Consider the following 21,049-nt stretch of genomic DNA (forward strand, 5'->3'; position numbering starts at 1 on the left):
GCATCGTTACCTTCCAGGAGGAATTCACCTCCCGGATCTGGGCGACCGGCTATGACTTCCCGGCGATCAAGGACGGCAAGGTCAAGAAGGAATCCCTGCCCAATACCGAGCCGACCGGCTCGCAGGGCTGGTATTTCAACCTGCGCCGCGATGCCTTCAAGGACCCGCGCATCCGCGAGGCGATCGGGCTCTGCTTCGATTTCGAGTGGACCAACAAGAACATCATGTTCGGCTCCTTTGCCCGCATGACCTCGTTCTTCGAGAACTCGGATTCCAAGGCTGTGGGCACACCCTCGCCCGAAGAGCTCGCTCTGCTCGAACCCTTCCGTGGCAAGGTGCCGGACGAAGTCTTCGGCGAGGTCTATCTCCCGCCGGTCAGCGACGGCTCTGGAAGCGACCGCGCCCTGCTGCGCAAGGCGGACGATATGTTCCGCGCAGCCGGCTGCAAGCGGGACGGCAATGTGCTGAAGCTGCCCGATGGCAAGCCCTTCGAGATCGAGTTCCTCGATTTCCAGGCCTCGCTCCAGCCACATACCCAGCCGTTCCAGGCCAATCTCAAGCGCCTGGGCATCAACGCGACCTCGCGCATCGTCGATGCCGCGCAGTACCAGCGAAGACTCGATGAATTCGATTTCGACGTGGTCAGTCGTGCGTTGACGGGCAGCGCGATTCCCAGCGATTCCCTGCGCATCGTCTATGGTTCCGAAGCCGCGAAGACGCGCGGCTCGCGCAACGTCGCCGGCATCAGCGATTCAGCCATCGACGCGATGATCGATCGGATCGGCCAGGCCGATAGCTACAAGGACGTCGTAGTGGCGGCCAAGGCGCTGGACCGGCTGCTGCGCGCCGGCCGCTATTGGGTGCCGATGTGGTGGAACCCGAATGAATGGCTGGCTTACTGGGACATGTTCGACCGGCCGGCATCCAAGCCGAAATACACGTCCGGCGCCCCCGCCATCTGGTGGTTCGACGCCGAGAAAGCCAAGCGGATCGGGAAGGCGTGAGGATGGCAGCGGAAGCCCGAGGCCAGGTCAGCGGAACTCCCAGGGTTCTCCTGCGCCTCGAAGGACTTGTGCTCGGCGTGCTGTGCATCTGGCTCTTTGCCGGCACCGGCGCATCGTGGTGGCTCTTTGCTGCACTGATCCTGGCCCCGGATCTCGGCATGCTCGGCTATCTCGCCAATCCGAGGCTGGGCGCCACGATCTATAACGCCGCTCACTCGCTGATCGGTCCGGCCTTGCTGGCAATCGCGGGCCTTTCGCTGGCCCTGCCGACGGCCCTTGTGATCGCGCTGATCTGGGCCGGGCATATCGAGTTCGACCGGGCGCTGGGCTATGGCCTGAAATACCCCTCGCTCTTTGCCGACACCCATCTCGGTGTGCTTGGTCCTTCCCGAAAGGCCGGGTGAACGGATGCTCTCCTATATCGCCCGCCGCCTCGCGCTGATGGTGCCGACATTGTTCGGCATCCTGCTGATCTCCTTCGTCCTCGTGCAGTTCGCGCCGGGCGGGCCGGTGGAGCGCGTGATCGCACAATTGCAGGGCCAGGGAGGCAACGCCTCCGACCGTGTCGGCGGCAGTGCCGGCGGCGATGCCGGAGCACAGCACGCCGATGCAAGCTCATCCTATCGTGGCGCGCAGGGGCTCGATCCGGCCTTCATCAAGGAGCTGGAGAAGCAATTCGGCTTCGACAAGCCGGCACATGAGCGCTTCGGCAAGATGCTCTGGGACTATATCCGCTTCGATTTCGGCCGGTCCTATTTCCGCGACGCACCGGTAATGCAGCTGATCAAGGAGAAACTGCCGGTCTCGATCTCGCTCGGGCTGTGGATGACGCTGCTCTCCTATGCGATCTCGATCCCGCTTGGCATCCGCAAGGCGGTGAAGGACGGTTCGCGCTTCGACACCTGGACCAGCGCCGTGGTCATTGTCGGCTACGCCATTCCGGGCTTCCTGTTCGCGATCCTCCTGATCGTGCTCTTCGCCGGCGGCTCGTTCTGGCAGATCTTTCCGCTGCGCGGGCTCCATTCCGAGAATTGGCAAGAACTCAGCTTGATAGGCAAGGCCACCGACTATCTCTGGCACATTGCCCTGCCGGTCACGGCGATGGCGCTGGGCGCCTTCGCGACCTCGACGCTGCTGACCAAGAATTCCTTCCTCGACGAGATCCGCAAGCAATATGTCCTGACGGCGCGGATGAAGGGGCTCAGCGAACGCGGCGTGCTCTACGGCCAYGTCTTCCGCAACGCCATGCTGATCGTGATCGCCGGCTTTCCCGGCGCATTCGTGCATGCGCTCTTCGCCGGATCGCTGCTGATCGAGACGATTTTCTCGCTCGACGGCCTCGGGCTCCTCTCCTTCGAGGMCATCGTCAACCGCGACTATCCGGTCGTCTTCGCCAATCTCTACATCTTCTCGCTGATCGGCCTTGTCGTGCATCTCATCACCGACCTGACCTACACATGGGTCGACCCCCGGATCGATTTCGAAACGCGGGAGGCCTGAGGTGAGCGAGACGCTGATCGACCTGCCGCCGAGCACTCGCAGTGCGGCGCTTGCACCGCCCGAGGCGGGCCAGGGCTGGCTCAAACTCTCGCCGATCAACCGGCGCCGGCTCAACAATTTCAAGGCGAACCGGCGGGGCTGGTGGTCGCTCTGGATCTTCCTGGCACTGTTCGTGCTCTCGCTCTTCGCGGAGTTCATCGCCAATGATCGACCGCTCGTCGTGCGCTACAAGGGCGAGTTCCTGTTCCCGATCGTGGTGAACTATCCCGAGGAGAAATTCGGCGGCTTCCTCGCCACCACCGACTATCGCGATCCGGTCATCGCCAAGGAGATCGATGCCAATGGCTATGCCATCTGGCCGCCGATCCGCTACTCCTACCGCACGCATAATCTCGACCTGCCGGTTCCCGCTCCTGCGCCACCGACCTGGATGCTGAAGGACGAGCAGTGCCGGCCGATCGCCGAGCGAACCGGCGGCATGACCTGCCGCGAGCTCGAATGGAACTGGCTCGGCACGGACGACCAGGGCCGCGACGTCGTGGCGCGCCTGATCTACGGGTTCCGCATCTCGATCCTGTTCGGCCTGATCCTTTCCACGATCTCTTCGGTGATCGGCATCGCGGCTGGCGCCGTGCAGGGCTATTTCGGCGGTTGGACCGACCTGATCTTCCAGCGCTTCATCGAGATCTGGACCTCGATCCCCGCGCTCTATCTCCTGATCATCGTAGCGGCCGTGATCACGCCCGGCTTCTTCGTGCTGCTCGGCATCTTGCTGCTGTTCTCCTGGGTCGCGCTGGTCGGCGTGGTCCGGGCCGAATTCCTGCGGKCCCGCAATTTCGAATATGTCCGGGCGGCGCGTGCGCTCGGCCTGTCCAACGCCAAGATCATGGTCAAGCATCTGCTGCCGAACGCCATGGTCGCGACGCTGACCTTCCTGCCCTTCATCATGAACGGCTCGATCACGACGCTCACCTCGCTCGACTTCCTCGGTTTCGGCCTGCCGCCCGGCTCGCCCTCGCTCGGTGAGCTGCTGGCGCAAGGCAAGGCCAATCTGCAGGCGCCCTGGCTCGGGCTGTCCGGCTTTTTCGTGATCGCCCTGATGCTGTCGCTGCTGATCTTCATCGGCGAAGCGGTGCGCGACGCCTTCGATCCAAGGAAGACCTTCGCGTGAGCGCTCCCCTTCTTTCCGTCGAGGATCTTTCCGTCGCCTTCCGCCAGGGCGGCAGGGAGACGCTCGCCGTCGACCGCATTTCCTTTCATGTCTCCAAGGGCGAGACTCTGGCGATCGTCGGTGAATCCGGCTCGGGCAAATCCGTCTCCGCGCTCTCGATTCTGAAGCTGCTGAACTATCCGGCCGCGCATCACCCGTCCGGCAAGGTGCTGTTCAACGGACAGGACCTGATCGCGGCCGATGAGAACGCGATGCGCAAGGTGCGCGGCAACGACATCACCATGGTGTTCCAGGAGCCGATGACCTCGCTGAACCCGCTGCACACCATTGCGCGGCAGATCGGCGAGATCCTCGAGCTGCACAAGGGCTTGCGCGGCGCGGCGGCTCGCGCCCGCACGTTGGAGCTGCTGGCCCTGGTCGGCATCCGCGATGCCGAGAGCCGGCTCGACGCCTATCCTCATCAGCTTTCCGGCGGTCAGCGCCAGCGCGTGATGATCGCCATGGCGCTCGCCAACGAGCCGGACCTGCTGATTGCCGATGAGCCGACCACTGCGCTCGACGTCACCGTGCAGGCGCAGATCMTGTCCTTGCTGAAGGATCTGCAGAACCGCCTCGGCATGGCGATCCTGTTCATCACCCATGATCTGGGCATCGTGCGGCGCATCGCCGACCGGGTCTGCGTGATGCTCAAGGGCCGGATCGTCGAGCAGGGGCCCGTCGCCGAGATTTTCGACAAGCCGCAGCACAGCTATACCCAGCGCCTGCTCGCAGCCGAGCCCAAGGGTCGCCCCGCCCCGGTCGCCGAAGGCGCCGCGACGCTGCTCGAGGCCGGGCCGATGAAGATCTGGTTTCCGATCAAATCCGGCTTCCTGCGCCGGACCACCGGCCATGTGAAGGCCGTCGATGGCATCTCGATCAAGGTGCGGGAAGGCGAKACGCTCGGCGTCGTCGGCGAGTCCGGCTCAGGCAAGACGACGCTGGGCCTCGCCATCCTGCGGCTGATCTCCTCGGAGGGGCCTGTCGTCTTCCTCGGCGATCGCATCGACGGGTTGACCAGCGCCGCCGTCCGCCCGAAGCGCAAGGATCTCCAGGTCGTTTTCCAGGATCCCTATGGCTCGCTGTCGCCGCGCCTCTCGGTCGCCGGCATCGTCGAAGAAGGGCTGACCGTCCAGGACAAGGGGCTGAGCTACGAAGCCCGCCGCGAGATCGTCGCCAGGGCGCTCAGCGATGTCGGCCTCGACCCGGCAGCGATGGATCGCTACCCGCATGAATTCTCAGGCGGACAACGCCAGCGTATCGCGATTGCGCGCGCCATGGCCCTCGACCCGAAATTCGTGGTGCTGGATGAGCCGACCTCTGCGCTCGACATGTCGGTGCAGGCGCAGATCGTCGAGCTCCTGCGCGAACTGCAGAGCCGCCGCAAGCTCGGCTATCTCTTCATCAGCCATGACCTCAAAGTGGTGCGGGCGTTGTCGCACCGGGTTGTGGTGATGCAGAACGGCAAGGTCGTCGAGGAAGGACCAGCCGAGGAGATTTTTGCGCATCCGCGCGAGGCCTATACCCAGGCCCTGCTCGCCGCCGCGCTCAACCTCGAGCCCGTCGGCAGCGCTGCGGTGAAGGATTGAGATGACCCGCGCCATCCTTATCGTGCTCGACTCCGTCGGCTGCGGCGGCGCGGAGGACGCGCATCTCTATGGCGATGCCGGCGCCGACACGCTGGGCCATATCGCGGAGAGCTGCGCGGCAGGCAAGGGCGACCGCGAAGGTCTGCGGCACGGCGCATTGCAGGTGCCGAACCTCGCCCGGCTGGGCCTGGCCCATGCCTGCGAGGCTTCCACCGGAAGCCCGCTCGCGGGCGTCAGCAAGCCGATCGCGCCACAGGGGCAGTACGGCTATGGCATCGAGACCAGCCAGGGCAAGGACACTCCCTCCGGTCATTGGGAGATCGCTGGCTGCCCCGTTCCGTTCAAATGGGGCTATTTCACAGAGCTGGAAAACTCCTTCCCGCAGGATCTGGTCGCGGCGATCATTCGCGACGGCAGGCTGCCGGGCATTCTCGGCAACAAGCACGCTTCGGGAACCGTCATCATCGACGAACTCGCCGAGGAGCATATCCGGACGGGCAAGCCGATCTGCTACACCTCGGTCGATTCCGTGCTGCAGATTGCGGCACATGAGGAGCATTTCGGGCTGGAGCGGCTCTACGAGCTCTGCCGCACGGTACGCGTCCTGATCGATCCGCTCAGGATCGGGCGCGTCATCGYGCGCCCCTTCGTCGGCACCGCGACAACCGGCTTCACCCGGACGGCGAACCGGAAGGACTTCGCCATTCCACCGCCCAACGACACGATCCTCGACCGGCTCGCGACGCTGGGCCGCAGCGTCATCACCATTGGCAAGATCGGCGACATCTTTGCCCATCGCGCCACCGGAGAAGAGATCAAGCCGTTCGGCAATGCGGCCATGTTCGAGGCCGCCCTCGCCGCGCTCGACCGGTTGCCGGATGGCGGCTTCTGCTTCGTGAACCTCGTCGATTTCGATACCGAGTACGGCCATCGCCGCGACGTGCCGGGCTATGCGGCCGCGTTGGAAGCCTTCGATGCGATGCTGCCGCGGCTGGAGGCGAAGCTCGGCCCGGGCGATCTTGCCATCATCACGGCCGACCATGGCAACGACCCGACCTGGAAGGGCACGGACCACACGCGCGAGCATGTGCCGATCCTCGCCTTCGGGCCAGGGGTGCCGGCACGGGCGATCGGGGGGCGCCGGAGCTTTTCGGATGTGGCCGCGACACTCGGTCAGTGGCTCGATATCGGCAAGATCGGACCCGGCCAGGCCTGGTAACCGAGCCTCGCCCGATCAGGCCGCCGCGACGCGGCCGCAGAACGCCGCGACCTCCTGACGGATGCTGTGCGCCTGCTTCGCCAGCGCATCGGCAGCGTCCTGCAACTGCGCAGCGGCATCATGGGTGCGAACGGTCATCGTCTCGAAATTGCCGACCGCGCCGGCACTGCGCCTTGCTCCCTCGAAGGAGAGCTGGACCTGCCGGGCGATTTCCATGGTCGCCCGGTCCTGCTCGTGGACGGAGACGGCGATCGCCTCCGCCACACGCTCGACCTCGGACATCGCCGTCACGATATCGCGGATCGCCTTCAACGAGCGCTGCGACGCGACCTGCATCGCGCTGATCTGACCGGAGACCTCGTCCGTTGCACGGGCGGTCTGGGCCGAGAGCGTCTTCACCTCGCTCGCGACGACGGCGAAGCCTCGTCCCATCTCACCGGCCCGGGCCGCCTCGATGGTGGCGTTGAGAGCCAGCATGCTGGTTTGCGCTGCGATGCCGCGGATGATCTCGACGACCGCACCGACATTCTCGCTGCTGCGGGCGAGATCCTCGATTTCCGCGCTGGCGCGCCGGRCAAGCTCGGCTGCGCTCTTGGAGCCGTCGGCCGAGTGCGACACATTCTGGCCGATCTCGCCGATCGAAGCTGCGAGTTGCCCGCTGGCAACCGCAAGCTGGTCGATGCTGCGCGTCGTCGCCTCGGCAGCCTCCGAGACATGCCCCATCTGGTGACGCGCCTGATCGGAGGTGCCGGTCAAGGCCCGCGACTCGCCCTGCATGGCCTCGGCCGCACGGTCTAGAACCGCCATGGCCTGCTCCATCTGCCGGCGGAAATTCAGAACGGTTTCGCGCAGAGTCTCGCTGCGGCGGCCGAGCTCGTCGGCGAGGTGCCTCTCCCGCTCTCCGGCCGCGCGTTCGCGCTCGGCGATCGCATTGGCATGACGCAGGCTGTCGCGGTTCATGGCGAACATCCGCCCAAGGATCATGGCAAGCGCCGCCAGGAACGCGGTCTCGATCACCACAATCACGGCATGCAGGAGCACGCGCCAGATATTGCCGCCCTGGTAGAACACGGCTGACGGAAGCAGGTACTGCAGCGCCAGATGGTGAAGTGCGGTCAGGCCAGCCCCCATCACGATCGGGCGCCAGTCGCAAAACCCCGCCAACAGCGCGAGGACCGCGAAATAATACATGTGCGTGTCAGGCTGCCAGGGATGGCCGGCGAAGCTGTAGACCAGCATCGAAACCTGGCCGATCAGCACTATCGCTATCACCAGCTGCGTGACGATCGCCACGCCGAAGCGGGCATAGAGCAGCAGGGCACCAGCGGCGAGAACGAAGGCGAAGGAGGCAGCAAGCAGCACCTCGCCACCGTGGAACCAGACGCTCAGCGCCAATAGCGGAACATGAAGGAAGGCGAGCCCGAGCAGGAAGCGGGCCACGACGACGCGAACTCCGGTCAGGGTCCAGATCATGACGAAGCATCCGCCGACGAACGGGCGTCAAGGCACCCGGCCAGCCCCGAAAGCGCCAGCATCAGCAAGGCCCCCTTCGGTTTCGCCTGTTTGACGCCCGGGTCCACGGAAGGCGCCGTAATGACGATGAAGTGAGCGATCCCGCTGCGCAGGACGCGATGCCCCGCCGCCATCGTCATCGCTAGCGCGTCCCGCTCAGAKGTCCATGGCGAAAAGACAATTGCGCGCGATGGCGCTGCTTCATCCGAGCCCCGGGGCAGGCTGAGCGCWGCCGCCAGGCTGACCGCCACGAGCGCAATGACAATGATGAGCGCATCCCGCAACAACACGCCCCGGCCCTGATCGGCCGGAATCTCGTTCAGGAATCCGGACGTCATGGGAACTCGGTTTCTCCGCGCTATCCGGCAGGCCATATCGGGCCGGACGAAGTCGCTCACCACTCGTAAAGTTTCACTTAAAAGTACGCGTGGCGCAGGTGGGGCCGTGCGTGTCCAGGCGTAACGTCAGGCCCGCAGGCGCTGCTTGATCCGCCGCATCAAGCCATCCCGTACGTCGCGATAGGCGTCGAGCACCTGCTCACGCGAGCCCTGGACGATGGTCGGATCCGGCGTCGGCCAGTACTCGACATCAGCGGCGAGCGTTCTGGTCAACTCAAGGGCCTTGTGATGCGCCTCCGGTGAGAGGGAGATGATGAGGTCGAAGTTCAACCCCTCCCACTCCTCGAGATCCTCAATCGATTTTGGCCTGTGGCGATGAGCGTCGATGCCGATCTCGTCGAGCACGGCCAGCGCGAACTTATCGACGTCGCCCTTCCTCGCTCCGGCCGACTGGACATAGATCGATTTGCCGAAGAAGTGCTTCGCCATGGCTTCCGCCATCGGGGAACGCACCGCGTTATACGCGCACATGAAGAGCACGCTGTGGATCTTGCGCGGCGGCGCTCCCTCCACCGAGCCTAGCCCTTCCAATGCAAGGCATAGATCAAGGTGAACAGGCGACGCGCCGTGTCGTGGTCGATCTCGACCTTGCTCGCCAGGCGCTCGACCAGCATGTGGGCCGCCTCGTCATGCAGCCCGCGCCGGCCCATGTCGATCGCCTCGATCTGCGCAGGCGTCGACGCCCGGATGGCGGCGTAATAGCTCTCGCAGACCAGCCCATAGTCCTTGATGATACGCCGCAGCGGCGTCAGCGAGAGATGATGCGTGACGACCGGCGCTCCGTCGGCCCCCTTGATCTCGAATACGAGGCGTCGCTCGACCAGCGCGAGATGGGCGAGATAGGGGCCGCCATCATGCCCAGGCAACGCGAAATGGTTGCGCTCAACGAGGTCATAGACCGCAACCGCGCGCTCGTGTTCCTGATCCGGACTGCCACGCCCCAGCGAGGCTTCGTCAAAAGTCACACCGACCAGGCATTGGCTTTCCGACATGCAGCCTCCGGACACAGGGCGCGCGGGACTCAGAGATTGAGCCTGATCGTCACGGATCGGCCATGCGCCTGCAAGCCCTCGGCCTCGGCCAGTTGCGTCGCGGCCGGCGCCAAGGCGCGAAGCCCATCGACGCCGCATTTCAGCAACGAGGTTCGCTTCATGAAATCGGCGACACCGAGCCCCGAGGAGAAACGGGCGGAGCGGGCGGTCGGCAGAACATGGTTGGGACCGCCGACATAGTCGCCGATCGCCTCCGGTGTATGTCCGCCCAGGAAGATCGCGCCGGCATTGCGAACCTTCCTTGCCAGGCCGTCGGGATCTGCGGTGACGATCTCGAGATGCTCGGGCGCCAGCCGGTCGACCAGCGGGAGTGCGCGCTCCAGGTCTTCGACCAGCAGGATGGCGCCGAAATCCTGCCAGCTCTTGCCGGCGATCGCAGCGCGCGGGAGCACTGCCAACTGGCTGATCACCGCCTTCTCGACCTCGGCTGCGAGCGCTGCATCATTGGTGAGCAGGATCGACTGGGCGGATTCGTCATGCTCCGCCTGCGCCAGCAGATCGGCCGCGACCCAATCCGGATTTGCACTTGAATCCGCAATCACCAGAACCTCGGAGGGGCCGGCGATCATGTCGATACCGACCKGTCCGAAGACRCGGCGCTTGGCGGCKGCSACATAGGCRTTGCCSGGKCCGRYGATCTTGGCSACCGGSGCGATCGACTSSGTKCCATAGGCCAATGCCGCTACCGCCTGGGCACCGCCAATCCGGTAGACCTCGTGGACGCCGGCAAGCCGCGCCGCAGCCAGGACCAGCGGGTTCGTCTCCCCGCGCGGGGTCGGCGCCACCATGACGATGCGCTCGACGCCGGCAACCCTGGCCGGCACCGCGTTCATCAGCACGGACGAGGGATAGCTCGCGGTACCGCCGGGAACGTAGAGCCCGACCGTCTCGATCGCGCTCCAGCGCCACCCGCTCTCGACGCCGAGCGCATCGCGTGTCCAGGAATCCTGTGGCTTCAGGCGCAGGTGATAGGCCTCGATGCGGGCACGCGCGGTTTCCAGCGCGGCCAGCAGATCGGCGGAGCAGGCCGCGACGGCCGCATCGATCTCGGCTTCACTGACCCGAAGGGTCGAAGGGGTCAGATCGAGCTTATCGAAACGGGAGGTGCAGGCGATGACGGCCTCATCCCCCTTGGCGCGAACATCGGCAATGATGTCGGCGGCAACGCGGTCGACGTCCTCGGACACCTCGCGCTTGGTCGTCAGCAGCGCGGCAAAGGCCTGCTCGAAGCCTGCGTCTCGTTGATCGAGCCTGATCGGCATCGCAAATCCTGAAGCTGAAAGAAGAGGTCAGGCGCCATTCGGGTGATCGGGCTTGGCGACTGCCTCCCAGACCGGGCCCAGGTCCTTCATCTGGGCCTCGATGCACTCGACGCCCAGGCGGATAGCGGCACCATCCGAGAAATGCAGCGTGACCTCTCCCGCCGGCGCCTCGGACTCGGTGAAGGTGATGGCGAGGAGATTGAGAACGGCTCCTGTCGCCGTCGGGTCAACCTTCGTGCTCTTGGCGTGAACGACTCGTTCGAAATGCAGGGCGGCAAGGCGCCTGCGCTTCTGGCCATGCGGCACGCCTTCCCAGTCGAAGCGTCGCGCGGCCAGCGCGAAGCGCTTCTGCGCTGGCAGATAGGCGACATCGCCGACGCGCAGGACAGCATCCTGCAAATGTGCGGAGATGATCGCGAGATCCTCCGCGTCGAGCGCGATCAGCTTCAGTGGGTCTGCGGTATCGTCCGACATCGACCTGTTCTGGCGAGCGGACGGTTCGGCGTCAACCGCTGATCCGCTCGACCTCTGCGCCACAGCGCGTCAGCTTGGCTTCCAGCGCCTCGAAACCGCGATCGAGATGGTAGACCCGGTTGATCATCGTGTCGCCCTCGGCCGCGAGGCCACCAATGACGAGCGAGACCGATGCACGCAGATCGGTTGCCATGACCGGCGCACCGGTGAGCTTGCCGACACCCTCGACATAGGCGACGTCACCATCCAGCCGGATCTTCGCGCCGAGGCGGACGAGTTCCTGGACGTGCATGAAGCGGTTCTCGAAGATCGTCTCGCGAATGCGCGAGGTGYCCTTGGCCCGCGTCATCAGCGCCATGAACTGCGCCTGCAGATCGGTCGGGAAGCCCGGGAACGGGTCGGTGTCCACATCGACGGCCTCCAGTGCCCCGCCGTTGCGGCGCACGCGGATGCCTTCATTGGTCTCGCTGATATCGACGCCAGCCTTGACCAGGATATCGAGCGCCGATTGCAGCAGATCGGCCCGCGCGCCTTCGAGCAGCACGTCGCCTCCGGTCATCGCGACAGCCATCGCATAGGTGCCGGTCTCGATCCGGTCCGGCAGGACAGCATGGTGCGCGCCCCCGAGCCGCGAGACCCCCTTGACCACGATCTGCGAGGTGCCGGMGCCCTCGATCTTGGCGCCCATCTTGATAAGGCACGCGGCGAGGTCCGTGACCTCGGGCTCACGCGCCGCGTTCTCGATCACTGTCGTGCCGTCTGCGAGAACCGCAGCCATCAGGGCCGTATGGGTGCCCCCGACCGTCACCTTCGGGAAGACGATCTCGGCGCCCTTCAAGCCCTTCGGCGCGCGCGCCAGCGCATAGCCATTCTCGATGCTGATTTCCGCGCCGAGCCGTTCCAGCGCCATCAGCAGGAGGTCGACCGGCCGCGTACCGATCGCACAGCCGCCGGGCAGGGAGACCTTCGCTTCGCCCATCCGGGCCAGGATCGGAGCAATGACCCAGAAGCTCGCGCGCATGGTCGAGACCAGTTCATACGGCGCGCAGGTGTCGACGATCTGGCGTGCGGTCAGCGCGATGGTCTGGCCCGTCTCCGCCGACTGACCGATGCGCTTGCCAGCGATGGAACGGTCGACGCCGTGGTTCGAGAGGATGCGCGACAGCGCAGTCACGTCCGACAGTCGCGGGACATTGACCAGAGTCAGCGTCTCATCCGTGAGGAGGCTCGCGATCATCAGCGGCAACGCGGCATTCTTCGCGCCCGAGATCGGGATCGTGCCATTGAGGCGCTGGCCACCGGTAATGCGGATACGGTCCATCTGGATGTCCTGCTGGAGGTCGCGGCTATCGGCCGCGCGGCGCGATTGAGGGCGGGATCAGGACCGGGGAGTCTCGGCCTGGGCAGGCAAGGCTTCGTCTTCCCGCTCCGCTTCATCCGCCCGACGAGCGCGCGCCTGCGCCTTGCGGCGCTTCAGGTTCTCGCGCAGGGCTGCGGCAAGGCGCGCCCTCTTTTCGTCGTCTGCGGTTGGTTGGCGACTCAAGGGATCAAACTCGGCTTACGCGGTTCAACGCTGGGATCGCGGCGAAATCGCGGCGCATGGTTAGCTCTGCAACGCCCGTTGGACAAGTTTCCAAAGCGGCGGCACGTCAATCAGCGGTCCCTCGCTCGCCAAGCTGAGACGAAACTGTGCCGCAGCGAGGCGCCGACCCTTTGGGGTTCGCGTTTGCAGCTAGCCCTCAGGACCTCCAGCCGCCGCGGCCGCCGCTCGGCTGCACGCTGAAACCGCCTGCATTTTCCGTCTCTTGCGCTCGGCCGGCATTCGCCTGCGCCGCGCGTTTCGTGCGCTCTTCCCCAGCGGCACACGGCTTGCCTTGCCGGCTCGGCGCGCCGCCTCAAAGGCCAGYGACATCGCATTGAGACAGGCTCTCCAGCAGTACAACTTAGACGACAAAGTTTAATGAAATTAACCATTTCTGCCGGTTATCGTTTACAGTTCATTAACTTCTTCTACCCTGCGGAGGCGTTCCAAATTGTCTGACCTGACGGGATTTGCGGCATGTTCCAGGCCTTCGCTTCACAGACCCATTCGGTGCCCGCCGTCGCTCTGGAATGTTGCGAGGTCATCGACGCGTTGCGGCACAAGGCGGGTTTCCTGCCCGAGGTGCAGTTGGCCTACGAGGCCGAGATCAAGACGCTGTGGGTGACGATCAAGCCGGAGCTGAAGCCGGTCTTCACRCTCCAGCTGCTTGACAGCCTCGGCAAGATCCAGAAGGCGATCTATGCTCTCTGGGGAGCGCCGGATCAGTATCACGGCGCACCGGTGCGCTTCCTCGCCTTCCGCGGGACCGGCCCCTTCTTCACCCTCGGCGGCGATCTCGATTTCTATCTCGACTGCCTCGCCAAGAATGACCGCGCCGCCCTGGCGGAATATGCGCGCCTCTCGATCGAGGGCGCGGTCTGGAACGCCAGCGGTCTCAACGGCCTGGTGATCACGCTCTCGACCATTCACGCCAAGGCGATCRGTGGCGGCATCGATGCGCCGCGCTCCTGCAATGTCATGATCGCCGAGGAGCAGGCCTCGTTCGTCTACCCCGAGATCAAGTTCAACCACTTCCCGATCACGGCAGTGGCGGTGTTGTCACGCCGCATGGGCTCGCGTGCAGCGGAGCGCCTGCTGCTCTCCGGCGAGGAGATGAGCGCCGCCGAATTCATGGCGGCCGGTGCACTGGAAGCGGTCGTGCCGACCGGCACCGGCGAAGACTGGATCCGCAAATATGCCAGCGACTCCCTGCCGGTGCACGCGGCCAAGACCGCGCTGTTCTCCGCGTTCAATCGTCGGGCCGGCGACCTGCGCGAGGAACTGGAGCATCTTGGCGATATCTGGACGGATTGCATGCTGCGCCTCAACCCGAGCGCCATCTCGAAGCTGCAGCGCATCGCGCAGACGCAGGACCGTATGCTGACCCGCGTCTACCAGCGGCCGGCGAGCCCGGTCCTGTCCAGCGCAGCGGCCCTCTGATCCTGCAAAGGCGCCTTCGCGGAGACGCAAGGCGGTTGCAGCCCCCCTCACGAAACATTTACCTGTTCCGCTTAAAGGGTTTATCCGGCGCGAACTCGGGCTCGTGAAAAGCTCGTGTCGCGCGCCTGAAGCCTTGCAAGGCGGGACTGGATGGCGGGTGTTTTCAAAGGGCTTCTCAGCGACAGACCGGGCGACGTCCGCGAGGATTTCGACCTGCCGGACTATCGTTTGCTGGTCAGCTCGCTGTTCTCCTCGCCCGGCTCGATCATTCCGGGCGGCATCGCTGGTATCCTGACCCCCTATCTGTGCTGGCTCGCGACGGGCGCCAGCATTTTCATGACCCTGACGGCGCTGGTGACTCTGGTCGTCGCGCTCCGGATCATGACCGTCATCAGCTATCGCAGGCGCGATCATTCGGATGACAGCTTTGCCGAGACACGGCGCTGGGATCGCGAATACTTCCTCGGCGCAACGGTTTTCAGCGCAGTCCTTGGCTACAGCTGCTACATCGCACTGACGCAGACCGAGGACCCCGCCGCCCATATCACTTCGGTCGCCTCGACCATCGCGCTGGCCTCGGGCTATGTCTCGCGCAACGCCGGCCGGCCGAAATTCGTCGCCGTACAGCTCCTGACCTTCTGCGTGCCGATGGCCATCGGCCTCGTCCAGGCCTCCAACGATTACTATCACTATATCGGCTATTTCGCGTTCCTGTACGTGGCCGCCAACATCGCCATCACCAATTCCCTGCACCGGAATCTCCTCGCGCTCAGCGAAGCGACCAAGCAGTCAAGAGGGTTGGCATCTGCGCTGCATTCCCAGAACCTGACGCTCGACGCCGCGCTCAACACGATGATCCATGGCCTCGCCATGTACGATCGCAGCCTCAAGCTCGCGATCTGCAACGCACCGCATCGCACGCTCTTCGGCATCCCCGAGACGCTCGCCCTCCCCGGCACGCCCTTGACGGCGATCGCCCGTTTCCTGATCGAGCGCCAGGTCATCAGCGCCGACCAGGTTCGCGACATCAGAAGCGCGCTCAGCGAGGTTCAGCAGTCGCAACAGGCGGTCACCCGCGAATTGCAGACCCGTGGCGGCCGGCTGCTGGTGGTCACCATCGCGCCTGCGGCCGAAGGCGGTGTGCTGATGCTGACCGAGGATGCGACCGAGAGGAAGGCGACGGAAGCACGGATCGAGCGGATGGCTCGCTTCGACGAGTTGACCGGTCTCGCAAACCGCTTCGAATTCAACAACCAGCTGTCCGAGTCCTTCCGCAAGCTGGAGCGGACCGGAGAAGCCTTCGCGCTGCTCTATGTCGATCTCGACGGTTTCAAGCAGGTCAATGACAGCCTTGGCCACGATATCGGCGATCGCGTCCTCTCCGAAACGGCTATGCGCCTGCGCGGTGTCATTCGCGGTGGCGACCTGCTGGCCCGCTTCGGCGGTGACGAGTTCGTTCTGATCTTGCCCTCGGCCAATCTCGCCATCGTCACCACGATCGCCCAACGCATGATCGATGCGATGGCCAAGGCCTTCCTGCTTGAGACCAAGACCGTCTACGTGACCGCCAGCGTCGGTATCGCGATGGCGCCGCTCGATGCCGCGACGCCGGCCGATCTGCTGCGCCACGCTGACACCGCGCTCTATAAGGCCAAGGCCGCCGGCCGCAACACCCTGACCTTCTTCAATCCGGCGATGGCCGAGGAGATGCTCGATCGGCACGAGATAGAGGTGGATCTGCGCCGGGCTTGCGAGAACAAGTCGCTCGAACTGTACTATCAGGCCATCATCGATCTGAAGACGCAGGATGTCGTGAACCGCGAGGCGCTGATGCGCTGGCGGCACCCCACCCGCGGAATGATCCCGCCTGGCATCTTCATCCCGATCGCGGAGAGTTCCGGCCTGATCGCCGCCATGGGCGACTGGGCCATCAGGCAGGCCTGCCATGACGCGGCCTCCTGGCCTAACGACGTCGGCGTCTCCGTCAACATCTCGCCGCTGCAGTTCCGTGAACCCCGCCGGATCGTCGAGACCGTCAAGGAAGCGCTCATCGCGTCCGGGCTCGGCTCCCATCGGCTGACGCTCGAGGTGACCGAATCCCTGCTGATCGAGGATAACAAGGGCACGCTCGCCGCCATTCACGAACTGCGCGCGCTCGGTGTGAAATTCGCACTCGACGATTTCGGCACCGGCTATTCCTCGCTTGCCTATCTCTCGACCTACCCCTTCGCCCAGGTGAAGATCGACCAGAGCTTCAGCCGCGACGTGCACGCCAATGAGGCGTCGAAAGCCATCATCGAGGCCGTCTGCCAGCTCGCTCGACGCCTTTCGATGAATGTCGTCGTCGAAGGCATCGAAACCGAACACCAGCGTATCGCAGTGCAGTTGCTCGGCGCGCACCGGGCACAGGGCTATCTCTTCGGCCGGCCGGAGCCGGTATCCGCCTTCTCGCCCGACAGGGGACGTCACGTCGCCTGAGGAATGTCGCTGAGACGCCGCACRCGCGATACCGATCCCACCGCGACAATGCCTGTCCAACGGCGCGCTGCTCCAGTACTTCCGGCGCGCCGGCCTTGATTCCTGCACTCTGACAACGCATCAGCAGGTAGCGGAAGGCAGATCAGGGAGAGGCGATGTGACCGGCAGTCCGGCGACGGCATCCAATACGACGCCGCTGACCCCCGACATCTGCGTTATCGGAGGCGGCGCCGCCGGACTTTCCCTTGCGACAGCAGCGGCACTCTTTGGCGTATCGGTCGTGCTGGTGGAGCGCGACCGCCTGGGGGGGGGCAAGGACGCTGTCATCTCGAACGCGCTGATCGCCGCCAGCACACGGGCGAGACTGCTCCAGGACGCCGGCCATTTCGGCATCGCTGCCGGTGCGCTGGATATGGATTTCGTCAAGGTGCAGGCGCATATCGCCGGCGTCGTCGCGGCACTGKCCCCCAACGAAACGGCCGAGCGCCTGGCGGCATTGGGCGTCACCGTGATCAACGGCGAGGCCCGGTTTCGCGACCGCAACACCGTACAGGTCGGCGATCGGGAAATCAGGGCAAGGCGCTTCGTCATCGCAACGGGCTCGCGCCCGGCGGCTCCGTCAATTCCCGGCCTGGACAAGACCCCTGTCCTGACAGTGGCATCCGTTCTCACCCTGAACCGCCGCCCGGAACGTCTGATCGTGCTCGGATGCGGCTCGGAAGGGGTTGAACTCGCGCAGGCGATGCACCGCCTCTGCAGCAGCGTCACGATCGTTGGATCCGAAGACCTGCTTGCCGACGAGGACCCGGAGKCCGTGATGCTGATCCGCCGCGCTCTGCTGCGTGACGGGATCGCGCTGCACGAACGGGCCACGATCCTGCGTGTCGAAACCCCGCGCAATCGCGTGCGCCTCGTCCTGGCCGGGACGAAGAGTGAAGCGGAACTGCCCCTGGAGGGCACGCACCTGCTGGTCACGAGTAACCGGCAGCCGGCGATCGCCGCGCTCGATCTCGAACTTGCAGGCATTGCCAGCGATGCCGGCGGCATTGTCGTCAACAAGGGCCTGCGGACGGCCAACCGGCGTGTCTTCGCCATTGGCGGCTGCGCCAGTGGAAACCGACACGGCGCTCACCTTGCTCATGCAGCGAGCCACCAGGCGAGCCTGGTTCTCCGCAATATCCTGTTCCGCCTGCCGGTGAAGACGGACGCAGCGGCGCTACCAAGAGTGACCTCCTGCGAGCCTGAGCTTGCCAGCATCGGCCTGTCGGAGGAGCAGGCCCACAGGGCGGCGCGGGACATCCGGATCCTGCGCTGGCCCTACGCCGAAAGCGACAAGGCGCAGGCCGAACGGCAGACGGAGGGCTTCGTCAAGCTCATCACCGACGGCAAGGGCCGCGTTCTCGGCGCCACCATCATTGGTGCCAAGGCCGGCGAGCTGATCGCGCCCTGGTGCCTGGCGATCGAGAAGGGGCTGAACGTCAAGGATATGGCCGGGCTGGTCCTCCCTTCTTCGACCTTCTCGGAACTCTCGAAGCGGGCTGCCCTCTCGGTCTACTCTCCGCTTGCGTCCCGGCCGGGCATTCGACGGCTTATCGGCTTCCTGCGCCGCTTCGGATAAGCTCGCCGCATGGAGTCGCCACGCCTCGACAAGCAGTCGCTTTCCGTCAGCGTACCACGCAGCCTGACGCGGCTCGGCCTTTCCGCAAAGCTGCTGCTGCTGACCGTGCTTTTCGTGATGCTGGCGGAAGTGCTGATCTACTTGCCGTCCGTCGCGAATTTCCGGCGCAACTGGCTGAATGACCGCCTCGCAGCCGCACAGATCGCCGTGCTGGTTCTTGAAGGCGCTCCGCCGGAGGGCCTGCCTGAAGGCAGCGAGAGCCGCCTGTTGATGGGCGTCGGCGCACGCGCCATCGCCGCCCGTGTCGGGGGTGCGCGGCGCCTTCTCAGCCTCGATTCCATGCCACCCGAAGTGGCGCGAACCGTGGATCTGCGCCAGATGGGCTGGCTCACCTCCATCATCGAGACTCTCGACACTCTGATTACGCCTGCCCATGACACGCCGATCCGGGTCATCGGCGAGGCGGTCGGCGGCGCCGACTTCGTCGAACTGATCATCGACGAGGCGCCGCTGCGCCGCGCGATGCTGGTGTTCTCAGCCAATATTCTGCTGTTGTCGCTGCTGATCTCGGGGCTGACGGCGGGACTGGTCTATCTTGCCCTGAACTGGCTCATCGTCGGCCCGATCCGCCAGGTCGCCGCCAATGTCATGGAGTTCGAGGCCGACCCGGAGAACCCGCACCGGATCATCACGCCGAGCCAGCGCGCGGACGAGATCGGCGAGGCCGAACGGGCGCTCGCACGCATGCAGATGACGCTGGCGGACGAGCTGCGCACCAAGAAGCACCTCGCCGAACTCGGCCTGGCGGTCAGCAAGGTCAACCACGACCTGCGCAATATGCTGGCTGCGGCCCAGTTGATGTCGGACCGGCTGACCGAAACGCGGGACCCGAAGATCAGGCGCTTTGCGCCGCGCCTGATCGCCACGCTCGACCGCGCCATCGCCTTCTGCCAGGCGACGCTGGCCTATGGCCGCGCCGCCGAGGCGACGCCGACCCTGCGCGAGGTCGCGCTTCGGCAGCTTGTGGCCGATGCGGGCGAACTGCTCGGCCTCGCGGAAAGCCCGACCGTKAGCTTCGCCAACGAGGTTCCGGCGGAACTCATCCTGCCCTGCGACCCCGACCAGATGGCGCGCGTCCTGCTCAATCTCATGCGCAATGCCGTCGAGGCGCTGACCCGTGCGGGCGCCGAAGCCGGCCGCCAGCCGACCCTGACCATCAGTGCGGCGCGCGAGCTTCATGAGGTCGTTCTGCGCGTCTGCGACAATGGTCCCGGCGTTCCGGAACGGGCAAAGGCCAATCTGTTCCAGGCCTTTCGCGGCTCGGTCAATCCCGGCGGCACCGGGCTGGGCCTCGCTATCGCGGCGGAACTCGTCCGCCTGCATGGCGGCTCGATCGCGCTCGAACCCTCGAAGATCGGAGCCGTCTTCAAGGTGGCGCTGCCGATCAGAGGCGGGAACTGAGGGCCCTACTGGCTCGCCCAGATCACCCGCGCCATGAAGGCGATCTCGGATGATGCGAGCACCCGGTCGGGCTGCTCGGGATTGAGCGAGGCGAGTTCGACGGTCCTGGCAGTTTCGCGCTTGAGCTGCCTCGCCAGCACCTCGCCTTCAATGGTCATGACCACGACCCGGTCGCCTCGCCTCACGGCAGCCGCCGGAGAAACGATGATGATGTCGCCATCGCGGTAGATCGGCAGCATCGAATCGCCGGCGATCTCAAGCGCATAGGCTTTCTCGTCGGACAGGCCGGGAGACGCGACCTCCTCCCAGCCGGAGCCGGCGGGCAGGCCGCTGCCATCGAAGAATCCACCCAACCCCGCCTGTGCGAAACCGAGCAGGGGAATGGTGGGCGCGGGCGCCGCGGCGCGGTGCATCACCACGCTCATGAACTCGTCGAGCGAAGCGCCAGTAGCCCCCAGGATCTTGGCGATCGACTCGGTCGAGGGCCAGCGCTCGCGGCCATCCGGGCCGATGCGCTTGGAGCGGTTGAAGGTCGTGGCGTCGAGGCCGGCCCTGCGCGCCAGCCCCGACGGCGTGAAGCCGTAGCGCTGGGCCAGTGCATCGATCGCGCTCCAGATCTGGTTATGGGACAGCATCGGACAGGCCTCTGATCCTGATGTGCCGGGAGAGCAGGACAAGGATAGGAAATATCCCCTACTCGATGAGACCTCAATCTGATTTCCGATGAACGGGTCCGGGATGATTTGCCCGGAGCCGGTTGCACCCGCTATGGCGTGTACAACGCCGAACCAACGAGACGTCCCGTGCCCCTCATCTACAAGATCTGCCCCGAACAGCTCTGGCGTGACGCTGAGCTCGCCGGGTCATTCAACGGCGCTGCCATCGATCTCGCCGACGGCTACATCCATTTCTCCACAGGCGGACAGCTTCGCGAAACGGCAGAAAAGCACTTCGCCGGTCAGAGTGGCCTCCTGCTGATCGCCGTGGACGATACGGCACTCGGCTCGGCGCTGCGCTACGAACCCTCGCGCGGCGGCGCGCTCTTCCCGCATCTCTATTCGGCCCTCGCCCCCAAGATCGTGCGCTGGATTGCGCCGCTCGCCACGGGGACGAATGGCAGCCCCGTCATTCCGGAGGACATTTCGTGATCGGCAGCCTCTTCAACCTCGCCCGGCCCCTGATCCACAAGCTGGATGCCGAGATGGCGCATCGCCTGACGGTTGCCGCACTGGCGGCCGCACCGGCGTTGAAGC

Annotated in this window: 19 protein-coding genes; 11 read left to right on the forward strand and 8 right to left on the reverse strand. The window is 65.2% G+C overall.

Features of this window, described 5'->3' with window-relative positions:
• From AC1DJT_RS18005 to AC1DJT_RS18030, 6 genes are all read left to right on the forward strand, one after another.
• Positions 1–1,004: ABC transporter substrate-binding protein (locus AC1DJT_RS18005; RefSeq protein WP_476834568.1), on the forward strand; the 1,004-nt coding region annotated here is incomplete at its 5' end.
• Positions 1,005–1,006: 2 nt separating this feature from the next.
• Positions 1,007–1,408 carry a DUF4260 domain-containing protein gene (locus AC1DJT_RS18010; protein WP_441506035.1) on the forward strand — a complete coding sequence of 134 codons (402 nt, stop codon included), beginning with the start codon at positions 1,007–1,009 and terminating at the stop codon, positions 1,406–1,408.
• 4 nt (positions 1,409–1,412) lie between these two features.
• Positions 1,413–2,504, forward strand: coding sequence for a microcin C ABC transporter permease YejB (locus tag AC1DJT_RS18015; RefSeq protein WP_476834569.1), 1,092 nt, complete (start codon positions 1,413–1,415; stop codon positions 2,502–2,504).
• A 1-nt stretch (position 2,505) separates the two neighbouring features.
• Complete coding sequence (locus AC1DJT_RS18020) at positions 2,506–3,675, forward strand: ABC transporter permease (protein ID WP_476834570.1); 1,170 nt, start codon at positions 2,506–2,508, stop codon at positions 3,673–3,675.
• The gene (locus AC1DJT_RS18025) at positions 3,672–5,300 is read left to right on the forward strand and encodes an ABC transporter ATP-binding protein (RefSeq protein ID WP_476834571.1); all 1,629 of its coding nucleotides are present in this window, start codon (positions 3,672–3,674) and stop codon (positions 5,298–5,300) included. The genes AC1DJT_RS18020 and AC1DJT_RS18025 overlap by 4 nt, the downstream gene beginning before the upstream one ends.
• Before the next feature lies 1 nt (position 5,301).
• Positions 5,302–6,519, forward strand: coding sequence for a phosphopentomutase (locus AC1DJT_RS18030; RefSeq protein WP_476834572.1), 1,218 nt, complete (start codon positions 5,302–5,304; stop codon positions 6,517–6,519).
• 15 nt (positions 6,520–6,534) lie between these two features.
• On the opposite strand, the gene AC1DJT_RS18035 is transcribed toward AC1DJT_RS18030, so the two are convergent.
• From AC1DJT_RS18035 to murA, 7 genes are all read right to left on the reverse strand, one after another.
• Positions 6,535–7,992 (reverse strand): methyl-accepting chemotaxis protein, encoded by a 1,458-nt coding sequence (locus tag AC1DJT_RS18035; RefSeq protein WP_476834573.1) that lies wholly within the window; start codon positions 7,990–7,992, stop codon positions 6,535–6,537.
• Entirely contained in the window at positions 7,989–8,429 is a 441-nt protein-coding gene (locus AC1DJT_RS18040) for a hypothetical protein (RefSeq protein WP_441506030.1), read from the reverse strand. Before AC1DJT_RS18040 ends, AC1DJT_RS18035 begins: the two co-directional genes overlap by 4 nt.
• Positions 8,430–8,495: 66 nt before the next feature.
• Positions 8,496–8,900, reverse strand: a complete 405-nt coding sequence (locus tag AC1DJT_RS18045; RefSeq protein WP_441490133.1) for an arsenate reductase/protein-tyrosine-phosphatase family protein — start codon at positions 8,898–8,900, stop codon at positions 8,496–8,498.
• Positions 8,901–8,947: 47 nt separating this feature from the next.
• Entirely contained in the window at positions 8,948–9,421 is a 474-nt protein-coding gene (locus AC1DJT_RS18050; protein ID WP_441506029.1) for a UPF0262 family protein, read from the reverse strand.
• Positions 9,422–9,450: 29 nt separating this feature from the next.
• On the reverse strand, positions 9,451–10,743 hold the full coding sequence (gene hisD, locus AC1DJT_RS18055) for a histidinol dehydrogenase (protein WP_476834574.1): 1,293 nt from the start codon (positions 10,741–10,743) through the stop codon (positions 9,451–9,453).
• Between the two features lie 27 nt (positions 10,744–10,770).
• Positions 10,771–11,217 (reverse strand): DUF2948 family protein, encoded by a 447-nt coding sequence (locus AC1DJT_RS18060; protein WP_069877660.1) that lies wholly within the window; start codon positions 11,215–11,217, stop codon positions 10,771–10,773.
• A gap of 31 nt (positions 11,218–11,248) precedes the next feature.
• Positions 11,249–12,538, reverse strand: a complete 1,290-nt coding sequence (gene murA, locus AC1DJT_RS18065; RefSeq protein WP_476834575.1) for a UDP-N-acetylglucosamine 1-carboxyvinyltransferase — start codon at positions 12,536–12,538, stop codon at positions 11,249–11,251.
• 738 nt (positions 12,539–13,276) lie between these two features.
• Between murA and AC1DJT_RS18070 the strand changes: the two genes are divergently transcribed.
• From AC1DJT_RS18070 to AC1DJT_RS18085, 4 genes are all read left to right on the forward strand, one after another.
• The gene (locus tag AC1DJT_RS18070; RefSeq protein ID WP_476834576.1) at positions 13,277–14,239 is read left to right on the forward strand and encodes an enoyl-CoA hydratase-related protein; all 963 of its coding nucleotides are present in this window, start codon (positions 13,277–13,279) and stop codon (positions 14,237–14,239) included.
• 150 nt (positions 14,240–14,389) lie between these two features.
• On the forward strand, positions 14,390–16,717 hold the full coding sequence (locus AC1DJT_RS18075; protein ID WP_476834577.1) for a putative bifunctional diguanylate cyclase/phosphodiesterase: 2,328 nt from the start codon (positions 14,390–14,392) through the stop codon (positions 16,715–16,717).
• Between the two features lie 157 nt (positions 16,718–16,874).
• The gene (locus AC1DJT_RS18080) at positions 16,875–18,335 is read left to right on the forward strand and encodes a dihydrolipoyl dehydrogenase family protein (RefSeq protein WP_476834578.1); all 1,461 of its coding nucleotides are present in this window, start codon (positions 16,875–16,877) and stop codon (positions 18,333–18,335) included.
• Between the two features lie 9 nt (positions 18,336–18,344).
• On the forward strand, positions 18,345–19,796 hold the full coding sequence (locus AC1DJT_RS18085; RefSeq protein WP_441490139.1) for a sensor histidine kinase: 1,452 nt from the start codon (positions 18,345–18,347) through the stop codon (positions 19,794–19,796).
• Positions 19,797–19,801: 5 nt separating this feature from the next.
• Here the strand turns inward: AC1DJT_RS18085 and AC1DJT_RS18090 are convergent, their stop codons facing one another.
• The gene (locus AC1DJT_RS18090; protein WP_441506025.1) at positions 19,802–20,431 is read right to left on the reverse strand and encodes a S24 family peptidase; all 630 of its coding nucleotides are present in this window, start codon (positions 20,429–20,431) and stop codon (positions 19,802–19,804) included.
• A 168-nt stretch (positions 20,432–20,599) separates the two neighbouring features.
• Here AC1DJT_RS18090 and AC1DJT_RS18095 point away from each other — a divergent pair, with 168 nt between their 5' ends.
• A complete protein-coding gene (locus AC1DJT_RS18095; protein WP_441490141.1) occupies positions 20,600–20,944 on the forward strand; it encodes a DUF952 domain-containing protein in 345 nt (114 codons plus the stop codon).
• The last annotated feature ends 105 nt before the right edge of the window (positions 20,945–21,049 follow it).

This window comes from Allobosea sp. 05T422_2, from assembly GCF_056396265.1.